The sequence below is a fragment of the Streptomyces sp. NPDC051364 genome, assembly GCF_040682115.1.
Classification (GTDB): domain Bacteria; phylum Actinomycetota; class Actinomycetes; order Streptomycetales; family Streptomycetaceae; genus Streptomyces.
Map to the genome: position 1 here is coordinate 1 of NZ_JBFBAH010000019.1, position 13,228 is coordinate 13,228.

Consider the following 13,228-nt stretch of genomic DNA (forward strand, 5'->3'; position numbering starts at 1 on the left):
CGCCCCCGTACCGGGCGTACTCGGGTGCCGCGACAACGCGGCGAGGTGCCGTGCCGGGCTGCGCGGGGGCGTGCCCCACTTCCCCGAGACCGCTTGGTGCCGCGTCAGGCCCGGGCGATCAGCGCGTACCTCTCGTCGGTGACGGTTCCGCCCCACAGCTCGGGGTAGCCGCTGAGCGGTTCGATGCGCAGGTCCGATACGAGGGGACGGACGGCGGCGGCCAGGTCCTCGGCGGTGATACCGCCGTGCCAGGGCAGTGACTCGGCTCCGGCGACATACGGCACGCCGCTCCGGCCCGCTTCACGCCACCGCCCTTCGACCAGCACCAGCCGGCCTCCCGGGCCGAGGCGCGCGACCCACTCCCGGAGCGCGGCCCCGGGGTCGGGCAGGGTCCACAGCAGGTGCCGTGAAAGAACGACGTCGTACCGCTCCTGCCCGGTCGGCGGAACGGCGGCGTCGCCGACGAGGAACCGGCCCGCAAAGCCGGCGGCCGTGAGCTTGGCCTCGGCCTGCTCCACCATCAGGGGCGCCAGGTCCACGCCGGTGACCCGGTGCCCGGCCTCGGCCAGCAGTAGGGACAACGACCCGGTACCGCAACCGACATCGAGAGCATCGGCCGGCCCGAGGGGGAGCCAGGATTTCAAGAGCCGGGCCCAAGCGGCGCGGGTGCGCTCGTGACGCAGGCCGTGATCCGGCTCGTCGTCGAACGCCGCCGCGGCTGCGTCCCAGTACGCGGCAATGGCACGGGTGGGATCAGACATGGCAGGGATCATGCCAGCCGGCACTGACAACGCACCGTGGAACGAAAACCACTGGCCCGCCGTCCCATCCGGCGGAGAAGCTGCGCACATGACGCTTCACCACAATGAGGTCCCGATCGACCAGGCGCTCGTCAGGTCACTGCTGGAGGCCCAGCGCCCGGAGTGGGCCGGCCTGCCGCTGTCGCCCGCGGGTGCGGGTACGGACAACGTCATGTACCGGCTCGGCGACGACCTGGTCGTGCGACTTCCCCGAACCGCCGACAACGCCCGGTCGGTGCACAAGGAACAGGAGTGGCTCCCGCGCCTGGCACCCCGCCTCGCGTGTCCCATCCCCGAGCCCGTCCACGCCGGGACCCCCACCGCTGCCTTCCCGCTCGTCTGGTCGGTCTACCGCTGGTTCGACGGCGACGAAGCAGGCCCGGACACCGTCCGGGACTGGACCGCCTTCGGAGCCGACCTGGCGGCGGTCGTACGGCAGCTCCACGGCGTCGGCCTCATGGGAGCGACTCGCTCGGACGACCTCAGGTGGTACCGCGGGGGCAGCCTGCAGGCCTGCGACGAGTGGTTCGGCAAGGGCCTTGACGACTGCCGCACCACCCTGGGTTCGGAGCTCGACGTCGAGGCATTGGAACAGCTGTGGCGCACCGCGCTCGTGCTGCCCGAGCCTCCCGGGCCTCACGTGTGGCTGCACGGGGACCTCAAGCCCACCAACCTCCTGGTTAGGGAGGGCAAGCTCCACGCGGTCATCGACTTCGGAGCCCTGTCGGTCGGCTTTCCCGACGCCGAACACGCCACGGTCTGGGACCTGCCGCCCCAAGCGCGGCAGGCCTACTGGAACACCCTCGACCTCGACGAACCGACCTGGGCCCGCGCCCGGGCCTGGGCGATCGCGGTCGCCGTGAGCGGGCTCTCGTACTACTGGCACACCTACCCCGCCTTCGTCGCCGAATGCCGGGCACGCCTCGAGGCGATTCTGGCCGACGCCGCTGCACGGTGAGCGGTGGGACTACCGGGGGTCGGTCGCGCTCGAGGTCTCCGGTGAGCGCAGTGGGGGCCGGGCCAGGACTTCCCGCTCCCGTGCCGTCAGTTCAGGGCCGTCGAGCACGGGCTTGCGGGGCCCGAGTGCTGCCGCCAGGAGAACTGCCGGGCCGGCGAGGATGCCGGCCGGCTTCCGCAGGGTGACGACGTCGGTGACCCGTTTGACGACCATGCCGTTGCCCGTGGCCGTGTGGACGAGGCGGTGGACGTACTGCGCGCTCAGCCGGTCCGCGAGGTTCGGCTTCCTGCCGATCGCGCCGGGGTAGAAGCGGTCCTGGCCGACCGCCAGCAGCCATGCCGCAGCCGCCGGCCGCGTCATCGCACGCTGCGCCCGTGAAGTGAAGCCCGCCGAGGTGACCGGCGTCCGTGCGGCCTGGCCGCGCAGAGCGAGGGCGCCGAGGGCCGCGGCGGACATGCCGTGTCCGTAGACGGGGTTGAGGCTGGTGGCGGCATCACCGAGGACGAGGAATCCCTCGGGGAGCCCGGCCCGCTCGAAGTGGCGGTGGTGGTTGGCGGTGCGCGCGTACACGCTGACGTCGCTGATCGGCTCCGCGCGGGCGAGGAGATCGGCCACGAGGGGATGGCGGACCCCGCGGGCGAACTCCTCGAAGTGCTCCTCGCTCGAGGCGGGCTCGCCGCCGCGCGTGCCCGAGAGGCTGACGTGCCACTGGCCGTCCTCGATGGGGATGATGGTGGCGAAGAGCCCGGGCCGGGCCTGTCGGGGATCGGCAGGAATGTGCACCACCGGCCAGTCGGTCTCCGCTCCTTCCGGCGCGCGGTACCGCCGGCTGGCGTAGCGGACGCCGGCGTCGACCACCGTCTCGCGCACCTCGGGGCCGCCGATGTCGAGGAGCCACCGGGTGCTCTTCGAGCCGCGGCCGGTTGCGTCGATGACGAGGTCGGCCTCGACCAGGCTCGGACCCCCGGGCGCTTCCTGTCCGTCGTGCGCGGCCTGTTCGACGTACACGCCGCGCACCCGCGCGCCGTCTCCTGCCAGCCCGGTGATCTTCGTACGCGTCCGGAGTCCGACGTTGGGCATCCCCAGGACCCGCCTGCGTACGGCCCAGTCGATCAGGTCGCGGCCGGCGCCGATCACGTAGTGGGTCGGATCCCATGAGCGGCGGTACCAGCCGGCCGGCGAGAACGAGACCATCCCGTTGGGGATCGGGATGCGGTGGGCGCCGGCCGCGAGCCAGTCGGCCGTGACCCCCGGAAGGAGTTCCTCCATGGCATCGGCCCCGCCGGCCCACAGCGTGTGGGCGTGCGCGGCCTGGGGGAGCCTCGCCCGCGGCGCGGGTGCCTGCGGCAGCGCGCTGTCGCGCTCCAGGATCAGGATCTCGCCGACGTGGGGGGCGAGGGCCGCCGCGGCGAGAGTGCCGGCCAGGCCTCCGCCGAGAACGACCACGCGGGGTAACGCGGAAGGGTGCGATGTCATGGTGTGCTGCTCTCCAGGGCGGCGCTTCGCCGGCAGGAACGGACGGTGGCCGACCTGGTCAGTGCCTGGGACATCCGGACCAGGCCCAGGGGGCTGTTCGGCGAGGCAAGGACCGGGCCCGCGTCCCGTGACACGGGCTCCTCTTGCGCCGCGTTCTGCGCACGGCCCCACTGGACGACGGCATTCGCCAGGGCGGCGGCGTCGGCCACGGCCGCAGCCTCATCAGCCGGACGGCCGGCTTCCAGCTCCTCCCGGAGCGCCTGTTCCCGTACGCCGGCGTGCAGGTAGGGACTGACCGCGAGGATCCCGTCGTGGATGTCCGACTCGCGCTGGGTCAACCGGATCTCGATGGACGTCCAGGGCCCGTTGGCCAGCTCGATGCTGCGCCGCGTCGCCGCTTTCAGTTCCTGGGACAGCGGGCGGAGCTGACGGTACCGGCGCCACATCCGCCATTGGCCCGTCATGTGCTGGGAGATGAGCGGCAGGACGAACCCGGTCGCAATCAGGAGCGCGGACACGGAGGCGAGGGCCGGTGCGATCTCGGAGCTGAGGACGTCCCAGTCGTTGCTGCCCGCCCAGCGGGCCCCGATCGCGGTGAACTTGGCGATGTCGTACAAGAGGTTGAGCACGTACCCGACGGCGATCAGCCCGAGCCCCGAGCGGAGCGCGCCCTGCACCTCGCGCGCCCACCTCCAGCACAGCAGCGTCATGGTGACGGCTGCGGTGGTGTGAGCCGCGAGGTAGAGGAGGATCATCTCCCTGATGTACGGCGTGGACGCGTAATAGGTGTCCAGATCGCGCAGGCGCTCGACGGGGGCGTCACCGAGCGCGAAGAGCACGTTGATGGTGGCGATCACCGCGAGGGTGACCACGTTGCACAGGCGGGAGCGTCGGCGTGTCCGCTCGGCGTCCTCCGGGCCGCTGCTCCAGCGGAAGATGAGCACGATGTTGGCCCCGGAGAAGGCCGTGAGCAGCGAGAACACGAGCGGTGCGGCGGCGTTCGGGACTCCCGTGATCCGGTTGACCGCGACGATGGTGGGAATCGCGGTGAACCCGAACACGGCGGTCGCCAGCGCGAGGAGGATGCAGACGGACCGCAGGAGTTCGTCGCGGGGGTTGCGCCAGAGGGCGGGGAGCTTGAGGCCCGCAGCCACGAGCAGCAGGACTCCTGGTACGTAGAAACCCAGTCCGTTCGAGTCGTTCACTCCGTGTTCCTCAGCGACTGAGGGCGTTGAGATGCCGATAGACCGCCTCGTGCCCTTCGGGGGTGGGGTGCAGGCCGTCGACGAGCAGTTCGCTCTTCTCGCGCAGCGGCTCCCACATGTCGAGGAAGTCGACGTGGTTCCCAACGCACCAGGCCCGCAGGGATGCACGCAGGTCCAGCGCTCGTGCCCGGGTGAATCGCAGGCCCTCGTAGTCGCGGGTGCGTGCTTCGTCGATCCATGTCGGTCCCGCGACGACGAGTCGCGCATTGTGGCCGAGGGCCGTGGCGGCCAGCGAGCCGAGACGGTCCGCGAGGTGCGCCGGCGCCGGCCCGTCGACGTGAGTCTCCGCGACGGCGAGCGGCAGGGCGGAGTCGTTGATACCGGCGGCGACGAGGAGGGTGTCCGGCAGGCGCGGGCCCAGCAGCGCGGGTGTCTGCTCGCTGATGTCGGTCAGGGTGCTGCCGGGTATGGCCAGGTTGAAGACCCGGTGTTCAGCCTCGTTCCCCGCGATGTGGGCAGCCGCCAGGTGGCCTGCCCACCCTCCCCGCGGATCACAGCGCCCGTACGCGATGCTGTCGCCCACGATCACGATGCGCTGTGCGGAGCGCAGCGGTTTCGCGTCCAGGTAGGCCCAGGTGCTCTCCCCGGAGGTGAGCACCACCCGTCGGCGCGCGTAGTCGTCGACTTCGTAGGCGTCGGCGGCGGCGAGGTCCTGATCGGTGAGGTGCAGTACGGCGCCCTCGACAGCGGCGCCGATCTTGCGCTCCAGGATCAGGTGTACGTCGAGGCCGCTGGCGGCGATCACGGCCGGGTCGGTGATCGGCAGGGGCCGGGTGGTGTAGCCGGCCAGCGACGCCGGAGCAGTGGGCACGGCTCGGCCGAAGAGAGCGGTCTGCACCCTTTCGTCCATCAGCGTGCCGAAGGAGAACAGGGTGTGGGGGCGTGATTCGGTCACTGTGAGCCGCGTGGCCTTTCTTGAAGAAATGATCAACTCACCCTAACGGCCGCCCCGGGCCACCGAACGAGGCCTCCCCCCCCGTCATCACGCGGCTGCCACCAGGGAAGGAGGAGATCCGGGAACGTGAGCCCGGCCCGAGCGCGCTGGGGCTACGCTCCGACGATGGAACGTGCAGAGGTCCTCAAGCGAGTCATCGGCATCCTCACCGAGGCCCAGGAGATCCGCCGGGCAGCCGAAGCCGGCGAGCACGACGACGGTCCCGAGACGGAAGCAGGCGTCGTCACCCAGCTGCTGAACGAGATGCTGCCCTCGATCAGCGTGCCGGCCGACTCGGCCCCGCAGCAGGTGGCCCGCCTCGTCGCGGAGGCACTGGGGCCGGCTCTGCACACGATGGTCGCCGGATTCAGCCTGGCGTTCACCAGCCTCGCCATGGCGCACGACGGCGGCCGGACGGACATCTCGTCGATCGAGGTACTCCAGCAGCTCGCCCTCGAGGTGGAGGCGGGAACGTACGACGAAGGCCCCTGACCGGCGGCTATCCGCGGATCGGCGCCCAGGCCTGCGCCGACGGCGACCGCGGGTCGTCCCAGTGCAAGGACTGGTGCAGGACACCCGGTACGTCGGTGTCGGTGCCGACGCCCCGCCCGTCGTGCAACGCGTCCGCCACGGCGGTCAGGTACGCGGCGAACGACGGCCAGGGCCCCGGCGTGGGTACGTCGGCCTCGGCGTAACTGCCGAGCCCGCCGTACCCCTCCCCGGGAGTGCAATCGGCGAACAGCCCGTAGAGCCCGTCCGGGTCCGACGCGACGAAAGCCAGATATCGCTGCTGCGGTTCTTCCTCGCGCTCGTACCCGGCCGGTCCGTCGAACCAGTACGTCACCTTCTCCAGCGGCCCGATCCCCCCTTCCGGAAGGATGTATCCGCTGGGGTCCTGCTCGGGATCCCACGCGTCTTCGGGGATCGGCAGTGGACCGTCCCAGGTCGACCACTCGAAGTCGACGTCGGGGCCGGTGCCGTTGTGGATCCGGTAGAACGCCCGGACGTCGGCGGGGATCACCAGGTCGAGCTCCCGTTCCACGGTCCGGATCTCCTCCTCGGAGGCCGGCGGTGGCAGACGCCGGTGGCTCCGCGGCGCGTACTCCTCGAGCCACGTCTCGATCCTGCGCCAGGCCGTGACGGTCTGCTCGACCCGTATCCGATCATCAGTCATGGCCGGCACCCTAGCGGGCGCGCTCGACGCGCCGGGCTCGGGCGCATGCCTGTCCGAATGTGCGTGCCATTACGCTGGGGCCTGCTCAGTACGGGAGTTGACCAACGGTGATGGATGGAGCGTGTGGTGACGGCGGGGGAGGCGAACGGCTCGGAGCTGGTCGGCAAGGTGCTCGGCGGGCGGTACCGGGTGACCGCGGTCATCGGACGCGGCGGCATGGGCGTGGTGGCCCGGGCCGTGGACGAACTCCTCGGCCGAAAGGTCGCCGTCAAGGTCATGCGGGCCTACACCGACGCCTCCGGGGCCGAACTGGCCGATCTGCGGACCCGGATGCAGCGGGAGGCGCAGGCCGCCGCCCGTATCCGGCACGGCGGTGTGGTCACCGTGCACGATGTCACCGAGGAACAGGGCCTGCCGGTCATCGTGATGGAACTCGTCGACGGGCCCTCGCTCGACGACGTACTGACGAGGCGCGGCCCGCTCGAGCCGCGCGAGGCCGCGACGATCGGCGCAAGGCTGATGGACGCACTCGACGCCGCGCACCGGGCCGGGGTCCTGCACCGTGACGTCAAGCCGGCCAACGTGCTGCTGGAGCGCGACGGCCGGGTCGTGCTCACCGACTTCGGCATCGCCACCTTGGACGCCTCGGGCGACGAGGCCATGGCCAAGCTGACCCGCAGCGGCGACATCATCGGCTCGCTCGACTACCTCCCGCCGGAGCGGGCGCAGGGTACGGAGCCCGGTCCCGCGTCGGACATCTGGTCACTCGGCATGACGCTGTACGCCGCCGTGGAGGGCACGTCACCGTTCCGCCGCACGTCCGCGTGGTCCACGTTGTCGGCGATCGTCACCGAGCCGCTGCCGCAGGCCCGTCGAGCCGGAGCGCTCGCGCCCGTGCTCCAGGCGCTCATGGCGAAGGATCCGGCGAACCGGCCGACCGCCGGGCAGGCGCGCGAGATGCTGGAGGCGGTGGCCCAGGGCCGGAGCTGGGACCGAGCCGCCCCCGTGACCGCCCCGGTGACCGCCCCTGCTGCCACTCCTGTGGCTGCCCCTGTGACTGCCCCGCCCGCGACGGCGGGCACCGCTTCGGTCGCACCCCCCGTCGTCCCGGTGCCTCCGCCCGGCTACGGCCCGGCTCCGGTGGCGTACCCGCAGCCCTCTCTCCAGCCTTCCCCGCAGCCGCCCTACGCCGGCTACCCGGCCCCCGGCGGGCCGGGCACGTTCGGGCAGACCGGCACACCGACCGCCGCCCAGGCTCCCGGCGCCGCAAGAGCGGCCCGCGGACGCATCGTCATCGCCGCGGCGGTCGCCGTCGTACTCGCCGGGGGCGGCATCACGTACGCCGTGGTGGGACGGCCGGGCGGCAAGAGCGGTCAGCAGCAGGCACAAGCGGCGTCGCCTCAGGGCGCCCGCAGCCCCTCCGTGCCCGCGTCCGACGACTCCCGGCTTCCGGAGCCGAAGAAGACCGGCGGCAAGGCCGGCAAGTCGCCCACGCCGACGACGAGCGGCAAGGGCGGCTCGGCCCCGAAGGCGTCGGCCTCTCCGCCGGCCGAGCCCAGCCCCGTATCCACGAGCTGCACCGGTTGGAACCATCAGGACCGGAACCCGGGTACATACGGCTACATGACCGGCAACTACCACATCGTGACCGGGCCCTACCAAACGTGTTCCTCCGTGGCGACGGCCAAGTCCGGCACGAAACTCCTGCTCCACTGCTACACCGTCAACGCGTACGGCAACAAGTGGACTTTCGTCCGCGCCGCCGACTCGAGCGCATCCGGCTGGATGTCCAACGACAACCTCACCCGCCAGAGCGGCCCGTCGACCCGCTGCTGACGCCTTCCTGCCTGTCACTCCGTTCGCCGCGCGGACGCCCGGGTCATAGGCTGGTCCTACGGAGGGCGGCCGTGTGCGGCCGCCGATCAGACCGCTTCGTCGCCGATGGCCTCTCGGCCATCGCACAGCCGGCCGTGCGGCCCGCTACCGACGGCCGCGACCCGTGCCGGCACGTCCCAGCAGGCTTGTTCCTGCTGCTGTTTTCTGTGCGACCAGGGAGTCGCAATGGAGACTTTTTCTCGGGTACACCATCGGGCCTCGGCCCTCTTCGCGGCGGCACTGATGACCGGAGGCATGGTGCTGGCGGCGACGGGTGCGACCGCGACCGTCTCCCACTCGGTGGTCCCCGCCGAGCTCAGTCCCGCGGAGCAACAGGCCATCGTCGCCGAGACGAACACCGTGCGCCAACAGGCCAACCAGCAGCCTTTGGTCTGGGATGCCGCGCTCGCCGCCGAGGCCCAGGCCTGGGCCGACGACCCGGCGTCCACGGCAGGCGGCCGGCTGAACCACGCCCCGATCAACAACGCCGCCGAGAACATGTCGGGTTATCCGCCGGGTCAGGCCACGGGGTCATGGGCCGCAGAGAAGAGCGACTACGACGCCGATCCCGACCACGACTACGTCAGCAACCCCGCCGGCTACCGGAAGTGGGGTCACTACTACAACATGATCGACAGCAAGTACCAGAAGATCGGTTGCGGTGCGAAGAGCGGCGTTCCCATTCCCGGTGGCGGGTGGGTCGTCGTGTGCCGGTACGCAAGCTGACTCACCGGCCGGCGCCGGGGGCTGTCGGGCGCGTGGTCGTGGTCACGGCGTGGCGCAGGACCGAGTCGCTCGGCGGGCGGTCGCTCCAGCGGGCGACGATGTGGCCGTCGGGTCGGACGAGGAGTGCCCCATGGGGGCGGAGACCGCAGCGTTCGAGGTGCTCCTCGGGAAGGAGCTCGACGCGAAGCGGCCACGGTGTGCGGGACTGCTGCTCCCACCGGGCGGGGTCCGGGGTGAGAAGTGTGAACCATTCGCCGAAGGCGTCGAGCGTGGAGCGGCTGTGTGCCAGCCAGAGGTGCGGCATCCGGTGGCCCGGCCTCGTGGTGGGGACGTAGTCCGTTCCGCTGTCGGAGGGCTCGGGTGGGGTGCCGTCGTCGCCGAGTACGGCGGCAGAGTGGTAGCCGACGCCGAGCACGAGACCGAGTTGGGCAAAGTACCTTTCCGACCAGGGGAGTTCGACCTGGGCCGAGGCTCCCTCGCCGGCTTGGAGCTGGTCGCGGCGCCGGTTCAGTACCTGGACCATGAGCTGGGTGTTGGCCACCGACCGGCGCAGAGTCCGGTGGGCGACGGGGTGTCGCTCCGTCTCGTACGTTTCCAACAGGCCTGGGCCGGCCCACCCGTGGAGAACGCCGGCCAGTTTCCAGCACAGGTTGTGCACATCGGCGACGCCGGTGTTCATGCCCAGGCCGCCGATCGGGGGGATCGCATGCGCGGCATCGCCTGCGAGCAGGATCCGGCCGCGGCGGAAGCGTTCGGCGACGAAGGCGTTCATCATCCACTGCTGGACCCGCAGCACATCGGCTCGTACACCGGCACCGGGGCCGAGGGCGCGTGAGACCAGGGCGGACCAGTCGACGTGCGCAGCATCCTCGGGCGTCGGACCGAACCAGGCCCAGCCCCCTTCGGGGTAGAGCGGTCCGAACGATCCGTGCGCGGTGAAGTAGACCCCGGCGGGCTGGTGGGCGCGCCAGCGGTCGAGGTCGGCGTCGAACAGTACGGTGGTGAAGCTCCCCAGCGCTCCGGGGCCGACGGTGTCGATGGCCAGCCGTTGCCGGACGCCGGAGTTCGCGCCGTCGGCGGCGACCACGTAACGGGCCCGGACGCGAGTCTCCCGACCGCGGCCCTGCCGGTGGTCGACGAGTACGGCCACGACGCTCTCGGCCTCCTCGACCAGGTCGATGAGCTCGACCCCGAACCGCACGTGGGAGTCTGCTGCGGCGAGCAGGGTGGGTTCCAGCCGGTCCTGCGAGGTGACCACGCCGATGGCAGGACTTTCCGGCACCGGCGCGTGGACACCGACCATCGCCGCCGTGGCGAAGTCGTCGCCGTGCAGGGTGTCGCGGAAGCGGACGCGGCCGTACTCGGGTGCGAACGCGTTGGCCGTGATCTCGGCTGCGAGACCGAGCTGGCGATAGATCTCCATCGTGCGCACGTTGACCAGCCGGGACCGGGGGAAGGGCGACAGTTCGACGTGTTTCTCGACCAGCAAGGCCCGCACGCCCCAGCGTTCCAGCAGCGCTCGCGCAGTGAGTCCGACGGGCCCACCCCCGACGATCAGGACGGCCACCTCGGCGTCTACCTCGGCGGCCACCCCGGTGTCCGCTTCGGGCATGTCGAACTCCTCCTGCTCGCTCTGGGGTTGACGAGTCAACCGGCGCCTGTCAGCCGGCGGCCTCTTGGTGCATGCCATGGCACAGCGCCCAGATGATGAAGAGGTCGACGGCGACCAGAATCGTGGCCCACAAGGGGTAGTACGGGATCCACAGGAAGTTGGCGACCGCGCCCAGCCCCGCGACGAATACGCCGAAGTAGCGCGCCCACAGGGCTCCGCTGAGCACGGCGCAGCCGGCCAGAACGAGAACGATGCCCACGATGAGATGGACCCAGCCCCAGCCCGCCAGGCTGAACTCGAACACGTAGTGGCGTGTGGCGATGAACAGGGGGTCCTTGACGACGGCCGAGATCCCCTCGAAGATCGCCATCGCCCCACCGAAGATCATCAGCGCTCCGGCGAGGACGGTGGTTCCGGACGTGGGCCCGTGCCACGGGCTCGGGTTGACGGCGGCCGCTGTGGGTTGGGTGGAGTCACTGGCCATGTCGGCCTCCTTGCTTGGCAGCGCCGTCCGGTCGGCCGTGCATGCCGGAGCCGGCGCGATTCCCCGTCTCAGCGTGGCATGGGGCCACCCCGTCGGCATTCCGAAGCCGTGGCGCCGCTGTGACCACCGGAAATGTGCATGCCCCAGGGGCTTTGGGGGTCGCTGCCCCGGTGGGGTCTTGGTCAAGAATTCTTGACATCGTGTCGCGACTGTTTGACACTTCCCATGTCTGGTTTTCTTGACATGGGGAGTGGCAGTGGCAGTCGAGGAGAAACGTGCCTGGAGCATGTTGGTGGTCGCGGTCGGGTCCTACGCGGTGTACCTGTGGGTCGTACTGGGGCGCCCGGCAGGGGTGCCGTTGACCCGCGCGCCGTACGCGGGAGCCCTGCTGTGGACGGTCGGCCTGTCGATCGTCGCGTCCATCGCCGCCCACATCGCGATCGCCGCCCTCTCGCCGAAGGAGGCGAACGTCAAGGACCAGCGCGACCGCGAGATCCACCGCTTCGGCGAGTACGTAGGGCAGTCCTTCGTCGTGATCGGCGGCGTGGCCGGCCTGCTCCTCGCGATGGCCGAAGCCGCTCCGTTCTGGATCGCCAACGCCATCTACCTGGCCTTCGTCCTGTCGTCGGTGCTCAGCTCGGTGGTCAAGGTCATTTCGTACCGGTTCGGATTCCACCCGTGGTGAAGGCGACGCGGGTCACCAACACCATCCGGGCCCAGCGTTTCGCCCACGGCGAGATGACCCAGGCCGAGCTCGCCCGCCGCATCGGCGTCAGCCGCCAGACGGTCATCGCCATCGAACAGGGCCGCTACTCGCCCTCGCTCGAGATGGCCTTCCAGATCGCCCGGGTGTTCGGGGTCCCCCTCGACAGCGTCTTCCAGTACTCGGATCCCACCAGCGGCAGCACAGGCAACGAGGGAGACAGCCGATGAGAGCCATCGTCCAGGACGTGTACGGACCGCCCGACGTCCTGCGCCTCGAAGAGACCGAACAGCCCGTCCCCGGGCCGGGCGAGGTCCTCCTGCGCGTGCAGGCGGCCGGCCTCGACCAGGGGGTCTGGCACCTCATGACGGGCACGCCCTACGCGCTCCGCGCAGCGGGCTTCGGCCTGCGGGCACCCAAACAACGGGTCCGCGGTCTGGACGTCGCAGGCTGCGTCGAGGCCGTCGGGCCGGGCGTCAGCCGCTTCCGTGCGGGCGACGAGGTGTACGGCACGTGCACCGGCTCCTTCGCGGAGTACGCCTGCGCCAAGGAGGACGAGTTGGCGCCGCGGCCGGCCCGGCTCACGCCCGAGGAGGCGGCGGTCGTCACGATCTCGGCGACCACGGCCCTCCAGGCCCTGCGCACCGGCCGGCTGAAGCCCGGCCAGCGGGTCCTGGTGATCGGCGCCGCAGGCGGGGTCGGGACCTACGCCGTGCAACTGGCCAAGGCGCTCGGGGCCGCACAGGTCACCGCGGTGTGCAGCGCCCCCAAGGCGGACCTGGTCCGCTCCCTCGGCGCCGATCAGGCCGTGGACTACACCCGCGAGGACCCCACCGACGGGGTCCACCGCTACGACCTCGTTCTCGACATCGCCGGCAACCGTCCCCTCCACAGGCTGCGCCGGGCCCTGACCCCGCGCGGGACGCTGGTCATCGTCGGCGGCGAGACCGACGGCCGCTGGATCGGCGGCCACGACCGGCAGCTGCGAGCCCTGCTGCTGTCGCCGTTCACCCGCCACCGCCTGCGCGGCCTCGCCTCCACGCCCCGCCCCGAGGACCTGCGCGTCCTGGGGGAGCTCGTGGAGTCCGGCGCGCTCACCCCGGTGGTGGACCGTACGTACCCGCTGGCCGAAGTCCCGGACGCGATACGCCGCCTGCGGGAGGGCCGAGTACGCGGCAAGATCGCGATCCGCGTCTAGGACGAAGTGCAGTCGTCACGTTT

General features: G+C 71.2%; 14 protein-coding genes. 7 read left to right on the forward strand and 7 right to left on the reverse strand.

What is annotated here, in order from left to right; all coding sequences use genetic code 11:
- Window positions 1-104: 104 nt before the first annotated feature.
- Window positions 105-761, reverse strand: a complete 657-nt coding sequence (locus AB0M76_RS29960; RefSeq protein WP_365955854.1) for a class I SAM-dependent methyltransferase — start codon at window positions 759-761, stop codon at window positions 105-107.
- 88 nt (window positions 762-849) lie between these two features.
- On the opposite strand from AB0M76_RS29960, the gene AB0M76_RS29965 reads away from it, so the two are divergent.
- Window positions 850-1,758 carry an aminoglycoside phosphotransferase family protein gene (locus AB0M76_RS29965; protein ID WP_365955855.1) on the forward strand — a complete coding sequence of 303 codons (909 nt, stop codon included), beginning with the start codon at window positions 850-852 and terminating at the stop codon, window positions 1,756-1,758.
- Between the two features lie 9 nt (window positions 1,759-1,767).
- Here AB0M76_RS29965 and AB0M76_RS29970 read toward each other — a convergent pair whose 3' ends face one another.
- From AB0M76_RS29970 to AB0M76_RS29980, 3 genes are read right to left on the reverse strand one after another with little or no spacing between them, the layout of a single operon-like run.
- Window positions 1,768-3,234 (reverse strand): pyridine nucleotide-disulfide oxidoreductase, encoded by a 1,467-nt coding sequence (locus AB0M76_RS29970; protein ID WP_365955856.1) that lies wholly within the window; start codon window positions 3,232-3,234, stop codon window positions 1,768-1,770.
- Window positions 3,231-4,439 (reverse strand): MAB_1171c family putative transporter, encoded by a 1,209-nt coding sequence (locus AB0M76_RS29975; protein ID WP_365955857.1) that lies wholly within the window; start codon window positions 4,437-4,439, stop codon window positions 3,231-3,233. The genes AB0M76_RS29970 and AB0M76_RS29975 overlap by 4 nt, the downstream gene beginning before the upstream one ends.
- A gap of 10 nt (window positions 4,440-4,449) precedes the next feature.
- A complete protein-coding gene (locus AB0M76_RS29980; RefSeq protein ID WP_365955858.1) occupies window positions 4,450-5,394 on the reverse strand; it encodes a GDSL-type esterase/lipase family protein in 945 nt (314 codons plus the stop codon).
- 165 nt (window positions 5,395-5,559) lie between these two features.
- Between AB0M76_RS29980 and AB0M76_RS29985 the strand changes: the two genes are divergently transcribed.
- Window positions 5,560-5,925, forward strand: a complete 366-nt coding sequence (locus AB0M76_RS29985) for a hypothetical protein (RefSeq protein ID WP_365955859.1) — start codon at window positions 5,560-5,562, stop codon at window positions 5,923-5,925.
- Window positions 5,926-5,932: 7 nt separating this feature from the next.
- Here the strand turns inward: AB0M76_RS29985 and AB0M76_RS29990 are convergent, their stop codons facing one another.
- Complete coding sequence (locus AB0M76_RS29990; RefSeq protein ID WP_365955860.1) at window positions 5,933-6,607, reverse strand: SMI1/KNR4 family protein; 675 nt, start codon at window positions 6,605-6,607, stop codon at window positions 5,933-5,935.
- Window positions 6,608-6,721: 114 nt separating this feature from the next.
- Here AB0M76_RS29990 and AB0M76_RS29995 point away from each other — a divergent pair, with 114 nt between their 5' ends.
- The gene (locus AB0M76_RS29995; RefSeq protein ID WP_365955861.1) at window positions 6,722-8,443 is read left to right on the forward strand and encodes a serine/threonine-protein kinase; all 1,722 of its coding nucleotides are present in this window, start codon (window positions 6,722-6,724) and stop codon (window positions 8,441-8,443) included.
- A 225-nt stretch (window positions 8,444-8,668) separates the two neighbouring features.
- On the forward strand, window positions 8,669-9,208 hold the full coding sequence (locus AB0M76_RS30000) for a CAP domain-containing protein (RefSeq protein WP_365955862.1): 540 nt from the start codon (window positions 8,669-8,671) through the stop codon (window positions 9,206-9,208).
- 1 nt (window position 9,209) lies between these two features.
- Here the strand turns inward: AB0M76_RS30000 and AB0M76_RS30005 are convergent, their stop codons facing one another.
- Window positions 9,210-10,820: an FAD-dependent monooxygenase gene (locus AB0M76_RS30005; protein ID WP_365955863.1), complete on the reverse strand. Its 1,611-nt coding sequence runs from the start codon at window positions 10,818-10,820 to the stop codon at window positions 9,210-9,212.
- A gap of 49 nt (window positions 10,821-10,869) precedes the next feature.
- Entirely contained in the window at window positions 10,870-11,208 is a 339-nt protein-coding gene (locus AB0M76_RS30010) for a hypothetical protein (protein WP_365955974.1), read from the reverse strand.
- A 352-nt stretch (window positions 11,209-11,560) separates the two neighbouring features.
- On the opposite strand from AB0M76_RS30010, the gene AB0M76_RS30015 reads away from it, so the two are divergent.
- From AB0M76_RS30015 to AB0M76_RS30025, 3 genes are read left to right on the forward strand one after another with little or no spacing between them, the layout of a single operon-like run.
- Window positions 11,561-11,989: a hypothetical protein gene (locus tag AB0M76_RS30015; RefSeq protein WP_266660160.1), complete on the forward strand. Its 429-nt coding sequence runs from the start codon at window positions 11,561-11,563 to the stop codon at window positions 11,987-11,989.
- Between the two features lie 23 nt (window positions 11,990-12,012).
- Window positions 12,013-12,237 (forward strand): helix-turn-helix transcriptional regulator, encoded by a 225-nt coding sequence (locus AB0M76_RS30020; protein WP_365955975.1) that lies wholly within the window; start codon window positions 12,013-12,015, stop codon window positions 12,235-12,237.
- Window positions 12,234-13,205: an NAD(P)-dependent alcohol dehydrogenase gene (locus AB0M76_RS30025; RefSeq protein ID WP_365955864.1), complete on the forward strand. Its 972-nt coding sequence runs from the start codon at window positions 12,234-12,236 to the stop codon at window positions 13,203-13,205. Before AB0M76_RS30020 ends, AB0M76_RS30025 begins: the two co-directional genes overlap by 4 nt.
- The last annotated feature ends 23 nt before the right edge of the window (window positions 13,206-13,228 follow it).

Coding starts and splice junctions, on each gene's coding strand:
- AB0M76_RS29985 (WP_365955859.1), top strand. CDS start 5,560: ATGGAACGTGCAGAGGTCCTCAAGCGAGTCATCGGCATCCTCACCGAG.
- AB0M76_RS29970 (WP_365955856.1), bottom strand. CDS start 3,234: ATGACATCGCACCCTTCCGCGTTACCCCGCGTGGTCGTTCTCGGCGGA.
- AB0M76_RS29965 (WP_365955855.1), top strand. CDS start 850: ATGACGCTTCACCACAATGAGGTCCCGATCGACCAGGCGCTCGTCAGG.
- AB0M76_RS30010 (WP_365955974.1), bottom strand. CDS start 11,208: ATGATCTTCGGTGGGGCGATGGCGATCTTCGAGGGGATCTCGGCCGTC.
- AB0M76_RS29960 (WP_365955854.1), bottom strand. CDS start 761: ATGTCTGATCCCACCCGTGCCATTGCCGCGTACTGGGACGCAGCCGCG.
- AB0M76_RS30005 (WP_365955863.1), bottom strand. CDS start 10,820: ATGCCCGAAGCGGACACCGGGGTGGCCGCCGAGGTAGACGCCGAGGTG.
- AB0M76_RS29990 (WP_365955860.1), bottom strand. CDS start 6,607: ATGACTGATGATCGGATACGGGTCGAGCAGACCGTCACGGCCTGGCGC.
- AB0M76_RS29995 (WP_365955861.1), top strand. CDS start 6,722: ATGGAGCGTGTGGTGACGGCGGGGGAGGCGAACGGCTCGGAGCTGGTC.
- AB0M76_RS30000 (WP_365955862.1), top strand. CDS start 8,669: ATGGAGACTTTTTCTCGGGTACACCATCGGGCCTCGGCCCTCTTCGCG.
- AB0M76_RS30025 (WP_365955864.1), top strand. CDS start 12,234: ATGAGAGCCATCGTCCAGGACGTGTACGGACCGCCCGACGTCCTGCGC.